At 45.5% G+C, this 22,766-nt stretch carries 23 protein-coding genes and 2 tRNA genes; 23 read left to right on the top strand and 2 right to left on the bottom strand.

What is annotated here, in order from left to right; all coding sequences use genetic code 11:
* Positions 1–106 precede the first annotated feature (106 nt).
* The 21 genes from GVY42_RS04785 (at position 107) to GVY42_RS04685 (ending at position 20,759) form a co-directional block, all read left to right on the top strand.
* Positions 107–180 (top strand) — tRNA-Met (locus GVY42_RS04785).
* 7 nt (positions 181–187) lie between these two features.
* Positions 188–261, top strand: a tRNA-Ile gene (locus GVY42_RS04780).
* A 113-nt stretch (positions 262–374) separates the two neighbouring features.
* Positions 375–1,847 carry an alpha-amylase gene (locus GVY42_RS04775; protein ID WP_159562482.1) on the top strand — a complete coding sequence of 491 codons (1,473 nt, stop codon included), beginning with the start codon at positions 375–377 and terminating at the stop codon, positions 1,845–1,847.
* 84 nt (positions 1,848–1,931) lie between these two features.
* Positions 1,932–2,540, top strand: coding sequence for a superoxide dismutase (locus GVY42_RS04770; protein ID WP_074033338.1), 609 nt, complete (start codon positions 1,932–1,934; stop codon positions 2,538–2,540).
* Between the two features lie 157 nt (positions 2,541–2,697).
* Positions 2,698–4,761 carry a penicillin-binding protein 2 gene (locus GVY42_RS04765; protein WP_159562481.1) on the top strand — a complete coding sequence of 688 codons (2,064 nt, stop codon included), beginning with the start codon at positions 2,698–2,700 and terminating at the stop codon, positions 4,759–4,761.
* A 153-nt stretch (positions 4,762–4,914) separates the two neighbouring features.
* On the top strand, positions 4,915–5,853 hold the full coding sequence (locus tag GVY42_RS04760; RefSeq protein WP_159562480.1) for a PstS family phosphate ABC transporter substrate-binding protein: 939 nt from the start codon (positions 4,915–4,917) through the stop codon (positions 5,851–5,853).
* Between the two features lie 83 nt (positions 5,854–5,936).
* Entirely contained in the window at positions 5,937–6,881 is a 945-nt protein-coding gene (pstC, locus tag GVY42_RS04755) for a phosphate ABC transporter permease subunit PstC (protein ID WP_012726614.1), read from the top strand.
* Between the two features lies 1 nt (position 6,882).
* Positions 6,883–7,794 (top strand): phosphate ABC transporter permease PstA, encoded by a 912-nt coding sequence (gene pstA / locus GVY42_RS04750; RefSeq protein WP_159562479.1) that lies wholly within the window; start codon positions 6,883–6,885, stop codon positions 7,792–7,794.
* 110 nt (positions 7,795–7,904) lie between these two features.
* The gene (gene pstB / locus GVY42_RS04745) at positions 7,905–8,666 is read left to right on the top strand and encodes a phosphate ABC transporter ATP-binding protein PstB (RefSeq protein ID WP_224862754.1); all 762 of its coding nucleotides are present in this window, start codon (positions 7,905–7,907) and stop codon (positions 8,664–8,666) included.
* 16 nt (positions 8,667–8,682) lie between these two features.
* The gene (phoU, locus tag GVY42_RS04740; protein WP_147536519.1) at positions 8,683–9,345 is read left to right on the top strand and encodes a phosphate signaling complex protein PhoU; all 663 of its coding nucleotides are present in this window, start codon (positions 8,683–8,685) and stop codon (positions 9,343–9,345) included.
* Between the two features lie 115 nt (positions 9,346–9,460).
* On the top strand, positions 9,461–10,210 hold the full coding sequence (locus GVY42_RS04735; protein ID WP_159562478.1) for a DUF4912 domain-containing protein: 750 nt from the start codon (positions 9,461–9,463) through the stop codon (positions 10,208–10,210).
* 15 nt (positions 10,211–10,225) lie between these two features.
* Positions 10,226–12,427, top strand: a complete 2,202-nt coding sequence (locus GVY42_RS04730; RefSeq protein ID WP_159562477.1) for a 1,4-alpha-glucan branching protein domain-containing protein — start codon at positions 10,226–10,228, stop codon at positions 12,425–12,427.
* A gap of 84 nt (positions 12,428–12,511) precedes the next feature.
* On the top strand, positions 12,512–12,676 hold the full coding sequence (gene rpmG, locus GVY42_RS04725) for a 50S ribosomal protein L33 (RefSeq protein WP_255313299.1): 165 nt from the start codon (positions 12,512–12,514) through the stop codon (positions 12,674–12,676).
* Between the two features lie 54 nt (positions 12,677–12,730).
* On the top strand, positions 12,731–13,285 hold the full coding sequence (locus GVY42_RS04720; RefSeq protein ID WP_159562476.1) for a 5-formyltetrahydrofolate cyclo-ligase: 555 nt from the start codon (positions 12,731–12,733) through the stop codon (positions 13,283–13,285).
* The gene (locus GVY42_RS04715) at positions 13,264–14,034 is read left to right on the top strand and encodes a DUF92 domain-containing protein (protein ID WP_159562475.1); all 771 of its coding nucleotides are present in this window, start codon (positions 13,264–13,266) and stop codon (positions 14,032–14,034) included. The genes GVY42_RS04720 and GVY42_RS04715 overlap by 22 nt, the downstream gene beginning before the upstream one ends.
* A gap of 169 nt (positions 14,035–14,203) precedes the next feature.
* Entirely contained in the window at positions 14,204–15,160 is a 957-nt protein-coding gene (locus GVY42_RS04710) for an L-lactate dehydrogenase (RefSeq protein WP_012726605.1), read from the top strand.
* A gap of 123 nt (positions 15,161–15,283) precedes the next feature.
* Complete coding sequence (locus GVY42_RS04705) at positions 15,284–16,336, top strand: rhomboid family intramembrane serine protease (protein WP_159562474.1); 1,053 nt, start codon at positions 15,284–15,286, stop codon at positions 16,334–16,336.
* A gap of 12 nt (positions 16,337–16,348) precedes the next feature.
* Entirely contained in the window at positions 16,349–17,371 is a 1,023-nt protein-coding gene (locus GVY42_RS04700; protein ID WP_074036670.1) for a M42 family metallopeptidase, read from the top strand.
* A complete protein-coding gene (locus GVY42_RS04695; protein ID WP_012726602.1) occupies positions 17,368–17,562 on the top strand; it encodes a YqgQ family protein in 195 nt (64 codons plus the stop codon). The genes GVY42_RS04700 and GVY42_RS04695 overlap by 4 nt, the downstream gene beginning before the upstream one ends.
* Before the next feature lie 93 nt (positions 17,563–17,655).
* Positions 17,656–18,618: an ROK family glucokinase gene (locus GVY42_RS04690; RefSeq protein WP_159562473.1), complete on the top strand. Its 963-nt coding sequence runs from the start codon at positions 17,656–17,658 to the stop codon at positions 18,616–18,618.
* A gap of 224 nt (positions 18,619–18,842) precedes the next feature.
* Positions 18,843–20,759 (top strand): LTA synthase family protein, encoded by a 1,917-nt coding sequence (locus GVY42_RS04685; protein ID WP_159562472.1) that lies wholly within the window; start codon positions 18,843–18,845, stop codon positions 20,757–20,759.
* 118 nt (positions 20,760–20,877) lie between these two features.
* Here GVY42_RS04685 and GVY42_RS04680 read toward each other — a convergent pair whose 3' ends face one another.
* Positions 20,878–21,057, bottom strand: a complete 180-nt coding sequence (locus GVY42_RS04680) for a DUF2759 domain-containing protein (RefSeq protein ID WP_012726599.1) — start codon at positions 21,055–21,057, stop codon at positions 20,878–20,880.
* Positions 21,058–21,214: 157 nt separating this feature from the next.
* Here GVY42_RS04680 and GVY42_RS04675 point away from each other — a divergent pair, with 157 nt between their 5' ends.
* A complete protein-coding gene (locus GVY42_RS04675) occupies positions 21,215–21,832 on the top strand; it encodes an MBL fold metallo-hydrolase (RefSeq protein ID WP_159562471.1) in 618 nt (205 codons plus the stop codon).
* Positions 21,833–21,864: 32 nt separating this feature from the next.
* Here the strand turns inward: GVY42_RS04675 and GVY42_RS04670 are convergent, their stop codons facing one another.
* Positions 21,865–22,128, bottom strand: coding sequence for a DUF2626 domain-containing protein (locus tag GVY42_RS04670; RefSeq protein ID WP_012726597.1), 264 nt, complete (start codon positions 22,126–22,128; stop codon positions 21,865–21,867).
* Between the two features lie 249 nt (positions 22,129–22,377).
* Between GVY42_RS04670 and GVY42_RS04665 the strand changes: the two genes are divergently transcribed.
* Entirely contained in the window at positions 22,378–22,764 is a 387-nt protein-coding gene (locus GVY42_RS04665) for a Spx/MgsR family RNA polymerase-binding regulatory protein (protein ID WP_012726596.1), read from the top strand.
* The last annotated feature ends 2 nt before the right edge of the window (positions 22,765–22,766 follow it).

The raw sequence follows: 22,766 nt of genomic DNA, 5'->3' as shown, positions 1-22,766 counted from the left end.
ATCAGAAGCACTCCAAATGAAATTTGGGGTGCTTTTTCTTATTCGGCAAGGAATACTCCTTGACACTCCAAGACATATTCAGTATATTATTACTGTATAACAACATGGCGGTGTAGCTCAGCTGGCTAGAGCGTACGGTTCATACCCGTGAGGTCGTGGGTTCGACTCCCTCCGCCGCTATTTATAAGGACCCTTAGCTCAGCTGGTTAGAGCAGACGGCTCATAACCGTCCGGTCGTAGGTTCAAGTCCTACAGGGTCCATTCGTAAGCGACGTCACAATGTGAACGTCGCTTTTTTGTTTTCAATCTAAAATTGCTGGGTAAATACTCGTTAGCATTTTGTTTTTTGAAAAATATGAAACGAGGCGGACAAAATGGAACGAAACCACACCATGATGCAATTTTTTGAATGGCATGTCGAGGCAGATCAAAAGCATTGGAAGCGACTAAAAGAGAGAGCAGCCGACTTAAATAAAGCAGGAATAACTGCACTTTGGCTACCACCTGTCACAAAAGGGCAAAGTGATCAAGATACCGGTTATGGAATCTATGACTTATATGATTTGGGTGAGTTCGATCAAAAAGGATCGATTGCCACGAAATACGGTACGAAAAAAGAACTACTTGAAGCGACAGCCTATTGCCAACAAGAACTCGGGATGCAGATTTATATGGATGTCGTCATGAACCATAAAGCCGGGGCGGATGCGACCGAGAAGTTTGAAGTGTTAGAAGTAGATCCCGACGACCGTACGAAAGTCCTTTCAGATGAAGCGTTCGAAATCGAGGGATGGACAAAATTTGATTACGAAGCTCGTGATGGGAAATACTCTTCATTCAAATGGGACTTCACGCACTTTAACGGAACGGATTATGATGCGGCGACTGATCGTTCCGGTATTTTCTTTATTGTCGGAGAAAACAAAAGATGGAATGATAACGTCGACGATGAATTCGGTGTCTATGACTATTTAATGTTTGCGAACATCGATTACCACCATCCCGATGTGCGTGAAGAAGTGTTGAATTGGGGGAAATGGTTCATCGAGGAGACGAAATGTGATGGATTCCGTCTTGACGCCATTAAACACATCAACTATGACTTTGTAAAAGAGTTCAGTCAGACGATGCGGGAAGAGAAAGGTGACCAATTCTATTTTGTCGGCGAGTTTTGGAAATCTGACCTTGATGCCTGTCGTGAATTTCTCGATAATATCGATTACCATGTCGATTTATTCGATGTCCCGCTCCATTACAAATTACATCAAGCCTCGGAGGAAGGGGCCGCGTTTGACATGCGAACCATTTTTGATGATACGCTCGTTCAGTCACACCCGCTTCATTCCGTGACGTTCGTAGATAATCACGATTCACAACCCGAGGAGGCGCTTGAGTCATGGGTGAAAGATTGGTTCAAGCAAATCGCCTATGGTCTTGTCTTACTTCGTAAAGATGGTTATCCATGTGTCTTCTATGGCGATTACTACGGTATAGACGGTCCTCACCCGACTGATGGGATGAAGCTCGCCATTGATACGCTTCTATATGCGCGCCGAGAGAAAGCGTACGGGGAGCAGGATGATTACTTTGATGATGCAAACGTCATCGGGTGGGTACGAAAAGGTGTGGAGGAAATCGAACGTTCCGGATGTGCCGTCCTCATTTCAACTTCTGATGAATCTGAAAAGAGAATGTTTGTCGGGGAAGAACGTGCCGGTGAAACATGGGTCGATTTAACGAATACGTTGGATGATCGAATTGAGATTGATGAAGAAGGATTTGGGGTATTTAAAGTGTCGGCGGGGTCGATTTCAGTTTGGGCATTGCCAGAAGAAGATGTCGAATAAAGCATTACAATTGAGTCGACCGTCACATATCTGTTACATTTAAGACGAACGTTGTTCAAAACACTTTTAAGGGGGATTTTAGTAATGGCTAAATTTGAATTACCACAACTTGATTACGCATATGATGCACTCGAACCACACATTGATGCACGCACGATGGAAATCCACCACACGAAACACCACAACACTTACGTCACAAACGTAAACAATGCACTCGAAGGAAAAGATGTGGAGTACTCTTCACTCGAAGACTTGCTTCAAAAAATCGATTCGCTTCCTGCTGACATTCAAACAGCTGTCCGCAACAACGGTGGCGGTCATTGGAACCACTCGTTCTTCTGGAAGCTCTTGAAGAAAAATGAGAACGGCACACCGTCTGGCGATCTCGCTGCGGCAATCGATGAGTCTTTCGGTAGCTTTGATGCGTTCAAAGACGAATTCACGAAAGCTGCAACGACTCGTTTCGGTTCAGGATGGGCTTGGCTCGTCGTGAAGAACGGGAAACTCGAAGTCACGTCTACACCAAACCAAGACTCACCAATCATGGAAGGTGTTACGCCAATCCTCGGTCTTGATGTATGGGAACATGCTTACTACTTGAACTACCAAAACCGTCGTCCTGACTATATCAACGCATTCTTCCATGTCATCGATTGGGATTATGTGGCGAAATTATACGCTGACGCAAAATAAGCTGGTCTTACCCGGGGTTCTTATACGAATCTCGGGTTTTTTTGTGGTTTTCATTAATTTGTAAACAAATTATGATATAGTGAAAATCGGACAAAACGACAGGGATTCCTGTCCTCTATAATATAGAAGGAAATGAACGTGGAGGGAGTAAACGGACTTGGCAAAAAATCGGGTAAAAGTGCCGAAAAAACGGCGAAACCACTTACCGTTACGCTTAAATTTACTATTTTTCATCGTCTTCATTCTATTTGCGACCCTCATTTTTCGATTGGGTGTCGTACAAATCGTGAATGGTGAACTGATTGCTCGGGAAGTACAGAAAACGGAGTCGAGTAAAATTAAATATGAAGTGCCGCGAGGTAAAATCTACGACCGGAACGGTCAAGTGCTGGCGGATACGATTTCAAACTACTCGGTCATGTATCGCCGCTCTCAAGTGACAAAGACGGATGAACGTTTAGACGTAGCGAAAAAATTGGCGGAAATCGTCGACATTCCAAAAGAAGACCGTAAAATGACGGAGCGAGACCGAAAGGATTACTGGATTGCAACGAATCCGGAATTGGCGCAAGAACGGACTCAAGGGTTATTGGAAGAATTATCGGAAGAGGAGCGGGCCGCATTGTCTAACCAAGACGTGGACCGGCTTTTGCTCGATTCAATCACCGAAGAAGAGATCACTTTTGATGATGCGACAGAAGAAATCATCGCCATTAAACACAATATGGAGAGTGGCTATGCACTCGACCCACAGGTCATCAAAATCGGTGCAAGCCCGAAAGAGATGGCGGTCATCGAAGAGAACTTAGAGCAGTTGCCTGGAGTGAGTGTCGAACCTTACTATCAACGGGATTATCCGTATGATGAGACGTTCAAGAGTTTCCTAGGAAGTTATCGTCAAATTCCGGCGGAACAACGTGCATCTTATCAGGCGAAGGGTTACGGGTTGAACGACCGGGTTGGTACCTCCTACTTGGAACAACAGTATGAAGACGTCCTTCGGGGAACGCCGGCCTATGATGTGTTCACGACGTATAAAGGGGAGCCGGTCGGTGAACCGACACGAGTGAGTGGGAATCCAGGGAAAGACATCGTCTTATCGACCGACATCGAGTTCCAAAAAGAAATCGATGAGATCTTGAAAAAGGCGATTCGCGCAGGGCGCTCTGGAAGTCCTCATTTCGACCGGGCATTCGCTGTCGTCATGAATCCACAAACGGGTGAATTGCTCGCCTTATCTGGACAAGAACTCGATTTGGAAACGAACGAATTCAAGGATGTATCGACCGGAACGGTTCTTCGCGCCAGCCAAATCGGATCAACCATCAAAGGGGCGACGGTCGCCTATGGATTCGAAGAAGGCGTCGTGAAACCGGGAGAGTATATTTATGATGCTCCGATTCGGATTGGTTCGTCAGTGAAAGCTTCCTACCGGAATATGGGGAACATCAACGACTTAGATGCACTCGCGATGTCATCGAATATCTATATGTTCCAAATTGCTTTGCGTCTGGCTGATTATTACTCGACAGGTCAAATTGTCGGGGAAAATGTCACGCAGGCGTTCGAAACGATGGAACACTACTATAAACAATTCGGTCTCGGAATCGAAACAGGGATCGACTTGCCGTTTGAGTCGACCGGATTCCGTAGCATCCCGGACCGCGTCACGCTTCTGATGGATATGTCGATCGGACAGTATATTTCTTATACTCCGATTCAATTGGCGCAATATACGTCAGCATTGGCGAACGGTGGCTATCGTGTACAACCACACTTGCTGAAAGAAATCATTGAGCCGGGTTCGCTTGATGAGAACAATAAGCAAGTCGTGAGCACGTTCCAACCGAATGCGTTGAATAAAGTCGATATCCAGGATGAATACATTCAACGTGTCCGTGAAGGATATCGTCAAGGGGTTGAATCTGCGTCCGGTTCGTCTCGCATTTTACAGCAGACCGGTATGACGGCTGCAGGTAAAACCGGAACTGCTCAAGCAATCGCGGAAGGGGCAGACGGTCAGGCGAAACGAAATGCGAACGGAGAACCGATTAAGACATTGAACTCAAACCATGTCGGTTGGGCACCGTTCGATGATCCGGAAATCGCTTGGGCGATCATCATGCCTGGACTTGAGGCGGAAGGAATCAATACGCGTGTCGCGCACGACATCATGAAAGCTTACTTTAATCTAGAAGACGTCAATGCAATGCTTCAGTAAAAGAAGTCACTTCGGTGACTTCTTTTTTTGTCTTTACAATTCTTTTACGTTCCGTTTATTTCTCGTTAATAGAAGTTCATTAGGATATTAATTGTAGGACAGAACAACAAATCCACAACAAAAATCAAAGCAAACTCAAGGAGGACGTCACAAATGTCTTGGATGAAAAAATCAGCTTTACTCGCTTCAATCACTTCAGTCGCACTCGTAGGTGCTGCTTGTGGGAACAATGAAGAAGGTGGCGCTGCTGAAGGCGGCGATGCGCTCTCAGGAAAAGTCGTCATGGATGGATCATCAACTGTATTCCCAATCATGGAAGCAGTCGCAGAAGAATTTTCAGCTGAACAACCAGAAGTTGAAGTGACAGTCGGTGTCTCTGGTACGGGTGGTGGCTTCAAACGTTTCGTGACGGGAGAGACAGACTTCTCGAACGCATCACGTGAAATCAAAGAAGAAGAAGCAGCCGAAGCTGAGAAAAACGGTGTGGAATTCACGCAACTCTCGGTTGCACTTGATGGACTTTCGCTTGTTGTTAACCCAGCGAACGATTGGGCACAAGATATCACGATTGAAGAATTGAATAAGATGTGGACGGACACAAGCGTAAAAACATGGAAAGACGTTCGCTCTGACTGGCCAGATGAGGAGATTTCATTCTTCGCACCAGGTAAAGACTCAGGTACATTTGACTTCTTCAATGAAGCCGTCCTTGACGATACGGACATTCGTGAAGACGCACAATTGTCTGAGGATGACAACGTCCTCGTCACGGGTGTAGCTGGAACAGAAGGTGCAATCGGATTCTTCGGATATGCATACTACATCGAAAACCAAGACACGCTTCGTGCCATGGCAGTCGAGGGTGTAGAGCCAACTCCAGAAACAATCAATGACCTTTCTTATCCACTCTCACGTGAAATCTACACGTACGTCAACAACGCTTCGTTGAAAGACAAAGAGCAAGTTGCGGAATTCGCACGCTTCATGAATGAGAACGCTGCTGCGCTTTCTGAAGAAGTAGGATATGTCGGTATGGAACAAGCGCGTTACGACGAAAACATGAAGATGATCGACGAAATCGCTGGAGAATAAGATGATAGGTGGCAGAAGGTGAGACACGGTCTCGCCTTCTCGCCATGCTTTCTAGTATGAAGAGGTAGGGAGCGATACACGAGATGAATGAACCGAACAATAAGCTTTCGATTCGAGAGATGATTCAACAAAATAAACAAAAGAAATATAGTACGACGAACGTGTTTGATAAAATCATGCCGTTCTTATTATTCTTGAGCGCATTCGTATCGGTCGTCACGACCATTGGTATTGCGTTCACACTAGGCTTTGAGCTATTCAAGTTCTTTGAACGAGTCCCTGTCGCAGAATTTTTAGGATCGACAGAATGGTACCCGCTTAGTGCAGATCAGCGCTTCGGGGTATGGGCCCTTGTCATGGGAACACTCCAAATTACTGTGATTGCGATGATTGTAGCCGTCCCACTCGGTTTGGCGTCTGCGATTTATTTAAGTGAATACGCCTCTGAACGGGCACGACGTGTATTGAAACCAATTCTAGAAGTGTTGGCCGGTGTGCCGACCATCGTATTCGGTTTCTTCGCCTTGTCATTCATTACACCGATTCTGCAAGCACTCATCCCAGGACTTCAAATTTACAATGCACTAAGCCCAGGGATTGTCGTCGGGATTATGATTATCCCGATGATTGCCTCGATTTCTGAGGATGCAATGAGTGCTGTTCCGAAGAAAATTCGGGACGGTGCACTCGGTTTAGGTGCGACACGTCTTGAGGTGGCAACGAAAGTTGTCATGCCTGCTGCGACGTCTGGAATCATCGCCTCTATCGTTCTCGGAATGAGCCGTGCGATTGGGGAGACGATGATTGTAACCATCGCTGGTGGTTCACAGCCGAACTTCGAGTTCAACCCGCTCAATGCGATTCAGACGATGACAGCGTATATCGTTCAAATCGCCAAAGGTGATGCAGGTTACGGCACAATCGAATATTACAGTATCTATGCGGTCGGTGCGTTGTTGTTCGTCTTTACCCTATTGATGAACTTATTCGCAAACTGGGTGACGCGCCGCTTCAGAGAGGAGTACTAATATGGCTTTACCGAACAGTGAGTTCAAGAATACGAAGAACTTGATGAATCGTGAGACCGTGTCTCAACGAATTAAACGACGTTTACAATTGAATGAAATATTTAAGTACATCTTTTTGGCGGGACTTGTCTTTGCGCTCGTTGTCTTATCGACGTTGATTTATGACATCGTGTCAAAGGGCGCAGGATGGGTCGATCTCGATTTCTTGCGCAACTTCCCGTCGCGCCGTCCTGAACAGGCTGGATTATATCCTGCGTTGATTGGGTCGTTATGGCTCATGCTATTGATCGTACCGATGGTGTTTGTCATCGGTGTTGGAGCGGCAATTTACTTGGAAGAATACGCTCCGAAAAATCGCATGACTTCGTTTATTGAAGTCAACATTTCGAACTTGGCAGGCGTTCCGTCAATCGTATTCGGATTACTTGGATTGACGATTTTCGTTCGAGTCATGGAATTAGGGAACTCGGTTATGGCTGGCGCCTTGACGCTCGGTCTCATGAGTTTGCCGATTGTCATCGTGGCCTCACAGGAAGCGCTACGAGCAGTCAAAATGGAATTACGACACGCTTCGCTAGCACTCGGGGCATCTAAGTGGCAGACGACATTTAACGTCGTGTTACCTTCGGCGTTACCAGGAATCATCACGGGAATTATCCTAGCGGTTTCCCGGGCGATTGGTGAAACGGCTCCACTCATCATGGTCGGAGCGGCAACATTCATTTCAACAACACCGAGTAACATTTTCTCTGACTTCACGGCCCTCCCGATTCAGATTTACAACTGGACGAGCCGACCACAAGCAGAGTTCCAAAACTTAGCGGCAGCAGGGATCATCGTACTTATGACGATGCTCATCGCGATGAACTCGGTTGCAATCTATATTCGAAACAAATATACAAATCGACACTAAGTCTTTTTTGCAGATGAATGAGGAGGAAGCTCGAGATGATGAAACAACAAGAGCTCAACAAAGGAGATCAAAACGTGAACACAACTACGACAGAACCGACAACGACTGAGATGAAAAAAGATAGCGCCTATGTCGTCAACAATTTGAACTTGTGGTACGGAGAAGACCAGGCTTTGATTGACGTCAACCTCGATATTAAAAAGAATGAAGTCACGGCGATCATCGGACCATCTGGGTGCGGAAAATCAACGTTCATCAAGACGTTAAATCGGATGGTCGAACTCGTGCCATCGGTTCGGACGAACGGTGAAATTTTATACCATGGTCGTAACATCTTCGATCGCGGATACAAGGTGGAAGATTTGCGTACCTCGGTCGGGATGGTATTCCAACAACCGAACCCATTCCCAAAATCGGTCTATGACAATGTAGCATATGGACCGCGGACGCACGGAATCAAAAATAAAAAAGTACTCGATGAAATTGTCGAGCGTTCATTACGTGGTGCGGCAATCTGGGATGAAGTAAAAGATCGATTGAATGAGAATGCGTACGGACTTTCAGGTGGACAACAACAACGTCTCTGTATCGCGCGTACGTTAGCGATTGAACCGGATGTCATCTTAATGGACGAACCGACGTCTGCCCTTGACCCGATCTCTACACTAAAAGTGGAAGAATTGGTACAAGAGTTGAAAGAACAGTATTCAATCATCATCGTGACACATAACATGCAACAAGCTGCCCGTGTTTCGGATAAAACAGCATTCTTTTTAAATGGAGAAGTTGTCGAGTTCGATGTTACAGATAAGATTTTCTCGAATCCATCTGACAAACGGACGGAAGACTATATTTCTGGCCGTTTCGGTTAAGGAGGAGACTGGATTGATGGCACAAAACCGCACATTTTTTGATACGAAGTTAACTGAATTAGAAGATAAAGTTGTTCGATTGGCAAACTTGACGATGCGTCAAACGGCGACGGCAATCGAAGTGTTAGAAAAACACGATCTTGAATTGGCTAAAACGGTGATTGAGAACGACAACGAGTTAGATGAGTTGGAGTTGACAATCAACGATGAAGCGATCCTGTTGATTGCAAAACAGCAGCCAGTCGCGACTGACTTGCGACGTCTGATTGTGACGATGAAATCAGCGACAGATCTTGAACGCATTGCGGACTATGCGACAAATATCGCAAAAGCGGTGACACGAATCGAGCACGTTCCCTATGTTCTCGACATTCAACCACTCAAGAAGATGGCTGAGCAGTTGATTGACATGCTTGAACTAGCGACACGTGCCTATCGCAAAGGTGAAGTGAGCCGTGTACGTGAACTCAATGAGATGGACCGCGTGATTGATGACATCAACCTAACGGTGATTAAACAATATATCGGTTCTCTCCCGGCCATGACGGTTGGGACGAACGATGTATACGAATTCTCGAACATCGCTCGATACCTCGAACGGATGGGCGATCATGTGACGAACTTCGGAGAACATTTAATTTTTCTCGAAAAAGGGAAACATTATGATTTGAATCAATAAGATTAGTGGTAAAGAACAACAGTGCTGTTGTTCTTTATTTTTTTGGGCAGGAATACAAACTCAAGGAGCGAATAATAGTCTACATGGATTTTTACATGAAGGGAGCCATATAGAGATGGAAGAGAAAATCGTGTCCTTGAAACAACAAGGTCTTACGTTAAAACAGATTGCGGCAGAATTAGACGTCCCGATTGGCAAAGTCCAATACGCATGGCGGAAATGGAGAAATCAGCAACAGGAAGTGGAGGCGGTTGCCCCTGTGAAACAAAAGCGTGAAACGAAGAAAGCGAAGACGTCGGTGACGACCTCACGCAAACAAGTGGCATCAGCGAAAGAGACGGCCAACGTGTCGACTTCTCCACTTCTTGAAAAGGGTCCGGATGGATACTGGAAGCTACCCGATCGGTACAACGTGGACTTTATGCATGCGGTCGTACAGTCTCCAAACTCAGTGTATGTATGCTGGGAAGTATCTGATCTCGTGAAAGAAACGTTAGCGCTTCAATTTATGCGACGCTGGGAAGAATTGCCGAAGGCGTTTCGCATCCTTGATGTTACGTTACTTGATTACAATAGCGGTCACGCAAACCGCTCCTATACATTCGATCTTCCTGAAATGACGAACAGCTGGTTCGTTCGCCCTCTCGACCCGAATACGACATATGTGTTTGAATTTGGGATTCGGACGATGGAAGGGGAGTTTCTCCCAATCGTCGCATCAAATCCGCTTGATACGCCGCGGGCAGAACCAGTAGGAGTCGGACGATTCGCAGAACCGGTCCGACGTTGGCAATACGGGGAAGTTGATTCTCCAGAACTACTTGATACGTTACCAAAATATGCAGCATACCGACTCGTGCGTTAAGGAGGACTTTTTATTATGAAACCTGGGTACTTTTCACTCGTCCTTCATGCTCATTTACCGTACGTTAGGCATGAAGAGAAACACCGTTTAGAAGAAAGATGGGTTTACGAGGCCATCTCTGAGACATATCTTCCGATTCTATGGCAAGTCGATCGCTTGAAGCGTCCCTTGCATTGGACGGTTAGTATTTCCCCACCTGTCGTTGAAATGCTTGCCGATCCTCTCATTCAGGATCGCTATGTGGAGCACTTAGACGATATGCTCGAATTGATTGCCCTCGAATTGTCTGAGGACCGAACAGATGAAGAAACAGCGACGTTACATTTTTATCGTCAACGATACCACGATTTAAAAAATACGTTCCTTCATTGGAATAAAAATTTGAATGAGGCGTTCCGTACATATCGTGAGGCAGGTTATATTGACATGGTGACATGTACGGCAACCCATGGCTTTAATCCACATCTCTTCACGGAACAGGCGGCGCGCGCTGAGATTCGCACAGGTTTGAACTGTTTCGAACGTCATTATGGGTTCCGTCCAACAGGCATCTGGTTACCAGAGTGTGCTTATACACCAGGAGTTGATCGGATTCTTTATGAAGAAGGAATTCGCTACACATTTGTCGATGAACATGCTCTTCTCGACGCAGATCCGACGCCAGAGAAAGGAATTGGAGCCCCTGTTTATTCACCACATGGCGTCGCGTTGTTCCCTCGGGATCAAATCATTTCAGGTAAAATTTGGAGTTCGATGATCGGATATCCAGGCCATCCGGATTATCGTGAGTTTTACCGCGATTTGGCATACGATCGGGACTGGGACTATATCCAGTCCTTCATGCATCCGGAAGGAATTCGTTTTGATACGGGTTTAAAAATGCACCGGATTACGGGTGATACGGATCAAAAGGATTTCTACGTGCGCGAATGGGCGGAACATCAAATTGAAAACCATGCGACCGATTTTGCCAAAACGTTAGAATCACATCTTGAAGCGCACGGTGCTCAGACATTCCCACCATTTTTAGTCACGGCTCCGTTCGATGCGGAGTTGTTCGGTCACTGGTGGTTTGAGGGGCCAGAGTTTCTTGGGAAAGTAGCAGAGAGACTTGCTGAATTTGGAATTGAAACCATCACGCCAGCGCTCTTCCTTGAACGTCACTTTAAAGATTTACAGACGGTCCACGTGTCGATGAATACATGGGGGCGTAAAGGTTATGGTGAAGTTTGGATTAACGAAAGAAATGAGTGGATGCTTCGTCATTTGCACATGATGGAGATGCAACTCGTAAAAGATGTGGCCGACTATCGTAATCAATCGGAAGCGACGAATCGCGCCTTGAAACAATTAATCCGTCATTACGTATTGGCTGTGTCGAGTGACTGGGCGTTCATCTTGGATGGGCAAACGACGGCGCAATATGCCGCCGAACGGTTCCGTGAACACACACGACTCTTTGCAGAACTTGAAACGGCACTCTATCAGGATGGAGTATCGGAACAGTTGCTACATGATCATTATGCTGCATATCCATTCCTTCAAGACGAAGACATCGATATTGATTCGTTCTTATCTCCTCACGATTACTATGTGACAATCGAGCGCGAAGATGAAAAATCAGCTATTTTAGTACTCACGCCTGAATATCACGGTCATATCGTAGGGGGACTCGGAAGACGGGTCGTCGATGAAATCGAGGCGAGAGCGGACGATGGCGAAGTCGTCTATGTATTAACGCCATATCATGACGAGTTGCCTGAGTATGAACGTCAAGGAAACATACATGTGTATCGTGTTCGCCCAACTAGCCCATTTTTAGAGCATGTTATGAACCAGGTGGCTACACAAAATATCGCCTATGTAAAACTAGTACATGAACTTTCGAAACGTGTTTCCTTCAAAGTGATTCATCACTTCGATTGGATGACAATTCCTGCTGCAAGAGAACTTGCGCAATCCCTTGCGATTCCGTTATACTCAACTATGTTGTCCTTTGAAGCGACTCGCAATCCGCATGGTCACGGTGGTTTGTTCGATGCAATCCATCGAATCGAAAACAGCGTGTTTTCTGCATCAGAACGCGTTTATGTCGGTGAAGAGATCTCGATTCACGACCTGAAACAATGGTATAAGGTGAGCGAGAACGTCAACACATGCCTACCTATAGAGACTTCTCCATATGGACAGGAATCAATGAAAAAGAACGTGAAATAACCTTGCTTTTTCACAAGAAACTTGGTAGGATAATTGAGTATGCTTAGACTGTAAAGCAAAAGCACTTGATACAACATCATTAAGATGGGAGTGAAAGAAATGCGCGTTAAAATTACATTAGCTTGCACAGAAACAGGCGATCGCACGTACATCACGAAGAAAAACAAACGTAACAACCCTGAGCGCCTCGAGTTGCGCAAATACAACCCACGTCTCCGTCGTCACACGCTTTACCGCGAAGTGAAGTAATGAGGGACCGGCCGTCACATATGTGGCGGCTTTTTTTGTAAGGAGGAATACGTTGTGGAAGAGAAAACAGCGCTCCGGCGCACGATTCATCAATACATCAAACAAATGGCGGATCGACATCATGCGGACGAAGTCATTCACCAATCATTATTTGCCTCGGACTTATGGATTGAAAGTCAAACAATCGCGCTAACGTTGTCACTCCCTCTAGAAATTGATACGTCCCCGATTATTCATATGGCCTTTAAAGAAGGAAAAACGGTCTGCGTCCCGAAAGTAACGGAGCGGGGACTTACGTTTCACATCATTCATTCATTTGATGATTTGGAAGAGGGAGTCATGAATATTTTAGAGCCGACCACTCCAGCGACTACGCAAGTGATCGACCTTTGTCTTGTTCCGGGGCGTGTTTTCGATCGAACCGGTTATCGCATCGGTTGGGGTGGGGGCTATTATGATCGCTATTTAAAAACCTATAAAGGTAGAACACTTGCTTTGGCATATACCGTTCAGATTGTCGATCAAGTACCAACTGAGCCGCACGACCTACCCGTTCAATGGATCGTGACAGAGAAGGAGATGATTCAGTGTTCGCCATATTCGCTGTAACTTGTTTCGTCGCCTATCTCGGTTATCGGTTACGCTCGTTGACTCGTTCTGGGGCACTGTTGACGATAGTGACCGGTACGGCGATTGGATTCTCCTTCGGATGGTTCGGTCTATACTTGCTTGGGGTGTTTTTTTCGACTTCTTCTCTCGCTTCGAAATATCGCTCTCGCGATAAAGAAGGGGTAGATGAGATTGTCGAGAAGACGGGGGCTCGTGATGCCATGCAAGTGTTGGCTAACGGTGGGGTCGGGATTTTATGTGCACTCGGTTATCAGTTTACAAATGATCCGGTCTACCTCTATATGTATGTCGTGTCCATCGCGGCAGCGACGAGCGATACGTGGGGATCTGAATTTGGTGTCCTCTCGAAGCGGAAACCTCGGTTCATGTTTACCTTTAAGCGAGTCGAACCGGGAACGAGTGGGGCCGTCTCGACATTCGGTACCGTCATGTCGATGTTTGGTGCATTGTTGATTGTCATATCCTCTCTTGTTTTCATTGACTTAAGCATCACGCTTCTTCTTTTATTATGGGTGATTGGATTAACTGGTAGTATGATTGATACGCTACTTGGTGCGACCGTCCAACGAACGTTTCGTTGTGCTGTTTGTGGAAAGTTGACCGAGCAAAAAATACATCATGACGTGCCGACGAGTTACGTGTCGGGATGGCGTTTTCTCGGAAATGATGCGGTTAATTTTCTTTCGGTTTGTGGGGCAACGATGATTTGTTTTTTTGTGTTTGGATGAGGGTAGTACAGAAAATGAAGGTGTTCCAAATGAATGTGAATATTGTCACAATATCGCCAAAGTGAAAACGGTTTCCGCTGTAGTTAGAGTTTGTGAATGATGTTACAATCTATTTGTAACAGAGATAACAAAAACATGAAACAGATTGTTTGAAGGGTGGAGAATCATTATGGAAACATTAAATCATGCTAAAGTAACACGAGTCGCACTTGTAGGGGCAGGGGCAGTAGGTGCGAGTTTTGCTTACCAGTTGACGACAGCTAGTCTATGTGAAGAACTTGTCATCATCGATATTAATAAAGCCAAGGCAGAAGGAGAAGCGATGGACTTGAACCATGGGGTTTCATTCGCTTCATCACCAATGCGCGTCTGGGCAGGGGACTATTCGGATTGTGGCGTCGCTGACATCGTAGTCATCACGGCTGGCGCACCACAGCGTCCAGGTGAAACACGTCTTGATCTCGTTGAAAAAAATGCGAAGATTATGAAATCTATGATTTCAGACATCATGGACTCTGGTTTTGACGGAATTATCATTATTGCTTCAAACCCGGTCGACATCATGACACATCTCGCATGGAAATATTCTGGTCTTCCGAAACATCGTGTCTTTGGTTCAGGAACAGTGCTTGATACGTCTCGCTTGCGTTACATGCTCGGAGACTATTTCAACGTCGACCCGCGTAACTGTCACGCCTACATTATGGGTGAGCATGGTGATACTGAGTTTGCTGCCTGGAGCAACGCTCGTATATATGGAAAATCGGTCGAGCAACTACTTGAAGAGCATGATGAGTATAGTTGGGAAGACCTTGAAGACATTTATGTCAACGTTCGTGACGCAGCATATCATATCATTGAACGTAAAGGTGCGACGTACTATGCGATTGGACTCGGTCTCCTTCGGTTGGTCAAGGCTGTCCTTCGTAACGAGAATACGTTGTTGACAGTCGGTGCCCATCTTGATGGTGAGTATGGATTGCACGATATCCATATCGGTGTACCAGCGATTATCAACCGTCAAGGCGTTCGTGAAGTCGTTGAGATTGAGTTGTCACAAGAAGAGCATGAGAAAATGCAACATTCTGCGAACGTACTCATGAAAACGATGGAACCTGTCTTGTAATCTCCATCCTTTTGAAACCCGTAGCCATATGGTTACGGGTTTTTGTACATATAGAACGAATCATCGTTTGGTCGTCTGTCGTCTCGTGATTTACAATAGAATTGAGAGAGAGGAGGGGTTTCGTTGGCGACAACTTGTTTTTGGGAAGATATATATCGAAAGGTCGAAAACGGTGGGCGAATTGAAGGCATACTCGAACCCTCCCGTGCGGTCATCTTGTTCGATACGAAAGCAGGTGATCGGTATGATTTGTTCATTCAGACTGAAAAAGCATGGGCGAATCATGTTGGGACGGATATAGACGCGATTTTGAACGCATTTCGCTTATCTCGTATCGGGCGGAAGCGATTGACCATTCATGTCTATGGCGAGCGTCTTGTGGATGAAGAGCGTGTGGACTCGTTGACGTTCCAAATCCCTGCGAAAGTGACATTGTCTCGTTCGATTTGGACACCGACTATGGAAGAGGACCGGTTCCGAATGCTAGCGGTCTCCCTCGACCGAAAAAAGAAAGCGGAGCTGAAGAAACGATTTTCCTTTGGGAAACCACAAGTGGTGTATGGGCTACTGTTCATCACTTTTTTAGTCATGTGGTTAGCAGAATCGGTCGGTTCGACTCTTGATCCAAACACGTTAATCGCATTCGGGGCCAAAGTGAACCCGTTGATTGAACAAGGGGAATGGTGGCGTTTGATTACACCGATGTTCCTGCATATTGGTTGGTTCCACTTTGCGATTAATATGTTTGCACTCTGGTCGCTCGGTCCGCTCGTTGAACGGATGTATGGCTCCATACGATTTTTAATCATCTATCTGCTAAGTGGAATATTAGCGACATCCGCATCGTTTGCATTCAGCGAATCGATATCAGCAGGCGCTTCAGGAGCGCTATTTGGTTTGGTCGGTGCGCTCTTATATTTTGGGTTACGTGATCGTTCTCTCTTCATGAAGACGCTCGGACCTCCGCTCTTTATTATGTTAGGATTAAATGTAGGACTTGCCTTTGTATTAGGTGCAGGTCTTGATCATTTCGCACATGCGGGTGGTCTGATTGGTGGTTTTGTCGTTTCTGGAGTCGTCGGGCTGCCGGATGAGAAGAACCGCGTACAACGAATCTTATATTCCGTACTCACCATCTCGCTGTTTGGACTATTCGTCGGGTACGGATTTTGGTAAGGGGAGAATTCAATGATTGAAACATTAAAAACACTCGTTAACATCCCGAGTCCTTCCGGTATGACGGAAGAGGCCATCCGTTTCGCTGAGCAAGAATTGAATGCACTGGGTGTCAAGACGTCACGTCTACATAAAGGGGCACTACTGGCCACGTTTTCAGGTCGCTCTGGCAAGGCACGTCTGTTGACGGCACACGTGGACACTCTTGGTGCGATGGTCAAAGACATCTTACCGAGCGGGCGTCTCCGTTTGACTCAAGTAGGAGGATATGCATGGACGGCGATTGAAGGAGAGAACTGCCTCGTCCACCGAGAAGAAGGAGAGGCGATTGAAGGCACAATCTTGATTCATCAGTCGAGTGTTCACGTCTATAAAGACACGAACTCAGCGGAGCGATCTGCATCAAACATCGAAGTCCGATTGGATGCAAAAGTACATTCTCGTGAAGACGTGACAGAACTAGGGATTGAAATCGGAGACTTCGTTTCATTCGATCCTCGCTTTCGAGTGACATCTTCAGGATACGTGAAATCACGTCACTTGGATGATAAGGCTTCTGTCGCCATTCTATTGGACCTTGCGAAAGACTTGGTCCGTTATGACTTACCGCATACCGTTCATTTCTTGATTTCGAATTATGAAGAGGTCGGATTTGGAGGAAACGCGGGTATCCCGGAAGACGTCGTAGAATACATTGCCGTTGATATGGGCGCGCTTGGGGATGGACAGCATTCGGATGAGTATACAGTCTCGATTTGTGCCAAGGATTCGTCCGGACCGTATGATATCGGATTACGACGGAAGTTCACGTCGTTGTGTAAAACTCATGAGATCGCATATAAGGTAGATATTTACCCGTATTATGGTTCAGATGCTTCGGCAGCGATTCGAGCAGGGTATGATGTGCGACATGCTTTGGTTGGGCCAGGAATCGAATCGAGCCATAGTTATGAGCGAACGCATGTGTCATCAATGGAAGCAACACGAGAATTGTTAAATCGTTATGTACAATCGACGATGGAGGAAGAAGCATGAAAAACTTTTATGATGTCCAACAGTTTTTAAAATCGTTCGGTACCATTATTTATATCGGAGAACGGGATGCTGAAATCTCACTCATGATGATGGAACTCGACGAATTGTATGAAGGGGGCATCATCGAACAACGTGTGTATGATACGGCCAAAATCATTTTGACCCACGAATTAAAAAATTCAACAGATTGACAGAAATCCCCTTAGTGCAAAGGGTTGCACTAAGGGGATAATAGTGTACACTATTCAATGAAAGCGATTTAGTTGAGATGAGGAGTGAACGGTATGAAATGGTTATTAGGTATCGACATCGGTGGTACGACGGTGAAGATGGCTGTTTTAGACATGAACGGCATCATTTCGGATAAGTGGGAAGTCAAAACGGATATTCGAGAGAATGGTGTACATATTCCAAAAGACATCGCAGCTTCTTTTGAAACATACTTACAAACATCAGGTAAGAAGAAAGAAGACTTTGCGGGTGCGGGAATCGGGGCACCAGGCTTCGTCAACTTCTCAGAAGGAGTTGTCGAATATTCTCCGAACATCGGGTGGAAAGATTTTGCTCTCGTGAGTGAGTTCGAAAAAGCAGTCGGTCTTCCGGCCGTGCTCGAAAATGATGCGAACGCCGCGGCCCTTGGTGAGATGTGGAAGGGCGCGGGCGAAGGGGCTTCAGAATTATTGGCGATCACGCTCGGTACAGGTGTCGGTGGTGGCGTGATCACGAACGGGAATATCGTTCATGGGACGGCAGGAATGGCTGGAGAAATCGGGCATATTACCGTGGAACGAGACGAGTCGAAAGCTGTGAAGTGTGGTTGTGGGCGCCTCGGGTGTATCGAGACGATTGCTTCGGCGACCGGCATCTCACGTCTGGCATTACAGAAGCGTAAGAATCAAGATACTTCATTAAACGAGTTGAAAGAAGTGACAGCACGTGACGTGTTTGAAGCATATAAAGCCGGTGACTCAATCGCCACAGAAGTCATTGAAGAGATGACTGAATACCTCGGCTTGACCATCTCGAACATCGCGAACACGCTCAACCCGAAAATGATTGTCATCGGTGGAGGTGTCTCAAAAGCTGGCGACGCGTTATTGGATCCGCTTGATGCACAGTTCAAACGGTTTGCGCTCGAGCGCGTTTACGAGTCGACAACATTCAAAATCGCTGAACTTGAAAACGATGCCGGTGTGATTGGATGTGCGTGGCTGGCACGGAAACACTTCCTTCCGACACGGGTATGAAACGGACGCGTCTGCACATTGCAGGCGTGTTTTTTTGTGGGAAAGGGTATGGGATATTGTAAAATTTGTAACGTCACAGTTGATTTTTTATTAAAAAAGGGGTAAGATTTGGACTTGATACTGGACGTGTACTATTCAATCCGAATTGTACAATGAATGAACAAATATAAAAAAGAATGGCAACTAAAACATGCCGAAAACTGAAAAGAGGAGGAGACCGTCAGATGAATTCATCTCAACGCTTTTCGAAGCTATCGACGAGACTGAACGACACGGTCCGCGCTTCGTTTCAAGAATATCGTCTATTTTGGATTTTTACGTTATTGCTTTGGACGAAGACGTATATCGTCTATCAATTTTTCTTCAACATTCCGATTGAAAACACCGCACAAGCTTTTATCTTACTGATTAGCCCGATCAGTTCGACACTATTCTTGTTTGCCTTCCATTTCTTCTTTAAAGGAAACAAACAAAAATGGGTGCTCTACACGCTCTACGCGATTGCATCGTTTATCTTGTTTGCGGACGCCGTGTATTATCGGGAATTCACGGACTATTTGACAATGCCTGTCATCATGCAACCATCGAACATGGAGACGTTATCGACATCATTCACTTCGCTTCTTGAATGGAAAGATTTAATCATCCTTGGTGATGTGTTTATCCTTCCGTTTATCTTATGGCGAATGAACTTGAAAGAGAATACGGCTTCACATCGACGTGCGCTCGTCACGTTCGTTGTAGCGGTCTCTGTCTTCTTGTTCAACCTTTCGTTGGCCGAAACGGAACGACCTGAATTATTGACTCGTTCATTTGACCGTGAACTGTTAGTGAAAAACATCGGAACATTTAACTTCCATGTGTATGATGCGATGCTTCAGACAAAAACATCGGCTCAAAAAGCGATGGCGGATGAATCAGAGCTCGCAACGATTGAGCAGTTCACCCGTCAAAACTATGCGGCACCGAATCCGGATTTATTCGGAAAATATAAAGGGAAAAATGTCATCGTGGTTTCATTCGAATCGGCGCAGAATTTCACTCACAATATGAAGGCGCCGAATGGAGAGTACATCACGCCGAACTTGAACAAGCTGATTGAAGAGTCTCACTACTGGCCGAACTACTACCATACGGTCGGTCAAGGGAAGACTTCTGATGCTGAGTTCGCACTCGATAACTCACTATATGGACTCCCGCGTGGTGCTGTATACTTTACGAACGCCGATAACGAATATCAAGCGCTCCCTGAGTTGGTCAAGGACGAAAATTATTACTCAGCCGTGTTCCATGCGAATAACAAATCGTTCTGGAACCGCGATCAAATGTACAAAAATATTGGGGTCGATCAATTCTTTGATGAAAAGAGTTATGACCTCGGGAATCCTGAAGATATGACAGAATGGGGTCTCTTAGATGATAGCTTCTTCGAGCAATCCATTCCAATGCTTCAAGAATTGCCTGAACCATACTACGCGAAGTTCATCACATTGACGAACCACTTCCCGTACACGATGCCAAGTGAAGACTATGAGCTTGTACCAAAATTTGAGACGAGCTCAACTACGTTGAACAACTTCCCGCAAGCACTAGCTTATCAGGATTACGCACTCGGTCTCTTCATCGACCAGTTGAAAGAGAATGGAATGTGGGAAGATACAATCTTTGTCGTCTACGGTGACCATTATGGTATTTCGACGAACCACAACAGTGCGATGGCAGAGCTACTTGGGAAAGATGAGTTGACACCATTCGACGTGGCGAAATTGCAACAAGTTCCGTTTGCCATTCACTTGCCTGACCAGAAAGAAGGGGAAGTTCATGAAACGATCGGTAGTCATGTAGACATGAAGCCGACCATCCTGCACTTACTCGGAATCGACACGTCAGATACGATTGGATTCGGAAACGACTTATTCTCTGAAAATCGAAACAGCCGCGCGATTTTCCGCGACGGAACGGTCGTGACGGATGAATATGTTTGGACACAGTCGACATGTTATAACGCGACTTCTGGTGAAGTAGTCGAAGATACGTCGTTATGTGGTCCGATGACGGAAGAAGCGGAAAAAATCTTGCAAATGAACGATGATTTGATTTACTCCGACTTACTCCGTTTCAAAGAACAAACTGAAGAATAATGAGTACGGACCAAGTCACATAGTGATTTGGTCCGTTTTAATGTAACAGAGGGAATGAACGTAAAAAAAGGCATAAAAAAAGCGACCGAAGTCGCTTGATGATTGCATATGCGAATCATTAACCTGGAATTCCACCGTAGATCAACGTGGCGACACCAAAGAATCCGAATACGAGTACAGTTAAACCTGCAAAAACGAGCGGAAAGAATTGGCGTTTTTGGAATGAACGAAGCATTCCCCAAATAGCCACAATTGCGACGATGACGGAAATCCATCCGAACGGTTCATACAAATGCATGACGAGTTCCCCCTTTAATTATACGTCATGAAATTCATAAAAATTTCACTGAAATATCATTATTATTTTATCCGATTATAGAGTCGCTGTCGAGCAAAGGTTGACATCGAAACAATTTTGCCACAATATTGTTTTGAATAAGAAGGGGATGAATCCTATGCAAATCAAAAAGATTACGTCTGGCTTGGCACAAGAGAACGGCTATGTGATTGAAAAAGACGGCACTGTCGTCGTCATTGACCCCGGAACGGATGACCCGAGGTTCTTCGATGCAATCGAACGTTTCGGTACACTTTCAGCAATCTTGTTGACTCATGCACATTTCGATCATATCGGAGGAATCGATGCGCTGCGTGAACGTTACCAGGTGCCAGTCTATGTACACCGCTTAGAAGCGGATTGGCTGACAGATGGAGAAAAGAATGGCGCTTCTGCGTTCAACTTGCCGATACCATCGATGAAACCGGCAGAAAAAATCTACGAAGGTGATGTATTAGAAATTGGGAACATCGTATTTCGAATCTATCATACGCCGGGTCATTCCCCAGGGAGTGTCGTATTGTATATGGATGATGAAAGAATCGCCTTTTGTGGTGACTTGATCTTTAAGCAATCCGTCGGACGGACAGACCTGTTCGGTGGAGACCAGTCGACATTAATGGGGTCCATCGATCGGATGAAGCAGCTCCTTTCCGATGAGACGACGTTATACTCGGGGCACGGTCCTATGACGACGCTAGAAGAAGAAAAGCGGACAAATCCGTTCTTCACATAAAAAAAGATTGTCTCCGGCGAGACAATCTTTTTTTACATTTGGAAGTTGCTCCAATACGTAAAGACAACGAAGAAAATTGTCAAATACGCGCCGAAGACATATACATACGTTTTTTCAGTTAGTTTTAAGTAACCAAGAGCGACGAAGAAAATCGTTTGTGCTAAGAAGACAAGTCCCATAACGATAAAGTCGCCAGTATGTTCACTACTACTTTGGTCGCCGCCTAGTGCGCCTACGAAAGCAAGTGCCGCTACTAGTCCAGTCCAAAAGCCTAGGACACGAAACATTCTTGCCATGTTAATCCCCCCATACGTGCATTATTCCATTCTCATTCACTATTTTACCAACACATTCGAAAAAATGCTATGGAAACGTGATAATTGAGCAAAATAATCGTGAAAAATATGTGAAATCATTTCGGTAAATAAAGTTGTACAAAATTTATAAAAAAGTTGCACAAAACATGTACAAACGGGGTATAGAGATGTATAATCAACTTATACAAAATGAGCGAAGTGAAAGTTGAATGAGGGAGGAACATAAAAATGGCATCAGAACTAATGTTTTACACGTATCCAAGCTGTACTTCTTGTCGGAAGACGAAAGCGTTTTTACAAGAACAAGAACTTCAAGTGAGTGAGCGTCACATTTTCAGAGATGCACCAACAGTTGACGAATTGTTGCAGCTCCTTGCTATTAGTGAGGAAGGAGTCGACTCTCTCCTTGCGACGCGAAGCCAGGCCTTCAAGCAACTCGATGTTGACGTGGAGGATTTGAAATTAAGTGAGCTTCTTAAGTTGATGAGCGAAAATCCAAAGCTTTTGAAGCGTCCGATCTTAACTGATGGAAAAGAAGTGATTGTCGGATATGACAAGGTTTCAATCGAAACATATGCTCGTCGCCACAACACTGCAGCGGTTCAAGTTTCATAAAA

The organism is Exiguobacterium sp. 8A (assembly GCF_902506275.1).
Taxonomy (GTDB): domain Bacteria; phylum Bacillota; class Bacilli; order Exiguobacteriales; family Exiguobacteriaceae; genus Exiguobacterium; species Exiguobacterium profundum.
This window is presented reverse-complemented; position numbering and strand designations above follow the sequence as displayed.

Coding starts and splice junctions, on each gene's coding strand:
- GVY42_RS04690 (WP_159562473.1), top strand. CDS start 17,656: ATGAAATGGTTATTAGGTATCGACATCGGTGGTACGACGGTGAAGATG.
- rpmG (WP_255313299.1), top strand. CDS start 12,512: ATGGGAGTGAAAGAAATGCGCGTTAAAATTACATTAGCTTGCACAGAA.
- pstA (WP_159562479.1), top strand. CDS start 6,883: ATGGCTTTACCGAACAGTGAGTTCAAGAATACGAAGAACTTGATGAAT.
- pstB (WP_224862754.1), top strand. CDS start 7,905: ATGAAAAAAGATAGCGCCTATGTCGTCAACAATTTGAACTTGTGGTAC.
- GVY42_RS04730 (WP_159562477.1), top strand. CDS start 10,226: ATGAAACCTGGGTACTTTTCACTCGTCCTTCATGCTCATTTACCGTAC.
- GVY42_RS04760 (WP_159562480.1), top strand. CDS start 4,915: ATGTCTTGGATGAAAAAATCAGCTTTACTCGCTTCAATCACTTCAGTC.
- pstC (WP_012726614.1), top strand. CDS start 5,937: ATGAATGAACCGAACAATAAGCTTTCGATTCGAGAGATGATTCAACAA.
- GVY42_RS04670 (WP_012726597.1), bottom strand. CDS start 22,128: ATGGCAAGAATGTTTCGTGTCCTAGGCTTTTGGACTGGACTAGTAGCG.
- GVY42_RS04685 (WP_159562472.1), top strand. CDS start 18,843: ATGAATTCATCTCAACGCTTTTCGAAGCTATCGACGAGACTGAACGAC.
- GVY42_RS04775 (WP_159562482.1), top strand. CDS start 375: ATGGAACGAAACCACACCATGATGCAATTTTTTGAATGGCATGTCGAG.
- GVY42_RS04680 (WP_012726599.1), bottom strand. CDS start 21,057: ATGCATTTGTATGAACCGTTCGGATGGATTTCCGTCATCGTCGCAATT.
- GVY42_RS04735 (WP_159562478.1), top strand. CDS start 9,461: ATGGAAGAGAAAATCGTGTCCTTGAAACAACAAGGTCTTACGTTAAAA.
- GVY42_RS04710 (WP_012726605.1), top strand. CDS start 14,204: ATGGAAACATTAAATCATGCTAAAGTAACACGAGTCGCACTTGTAGGG.
- GVY42_RS04700 (WP_074036670.1), top strand. CDS start 16,349: ATGATTGAAACATTAAAAACACTCGTTAACATCCCGAGTCCTTCCGGT.
- GVY42_RS04675 (WP_159562471.1), top strand. CDS start 21,215: ATGCAAATCAAAAAGATTACGTCTGGCTTGGCACAAGAGAACGGCTAT.
- phoU (WP_147536519.1), top strand. CDS start 8,683: ATGGCACAAAACCGCACATTTTTTGATACGAAGTTAACTGAATTAGAA.
- GVY42_RS04665 (WP_012726596.1), top strand. CDS start 22,378: ATGGCATCAGAACTAATGTTTTACACGTATCCAAGCTGTACTTCTTGT.
- GVY42_RS04695 (WP_012726602.1), top strand. CDS start 17,368: ATGAAAAACTTTTATGATGTCCAACAGTTTTTAAAATCGTTCGGTACC.
- GVY42_RS04770 (WP_074033338.1), top strand. CDS start 1,932: ATGGCTAAATTTGAATTACCACAACTTGATTACGCATATGATGCACTC.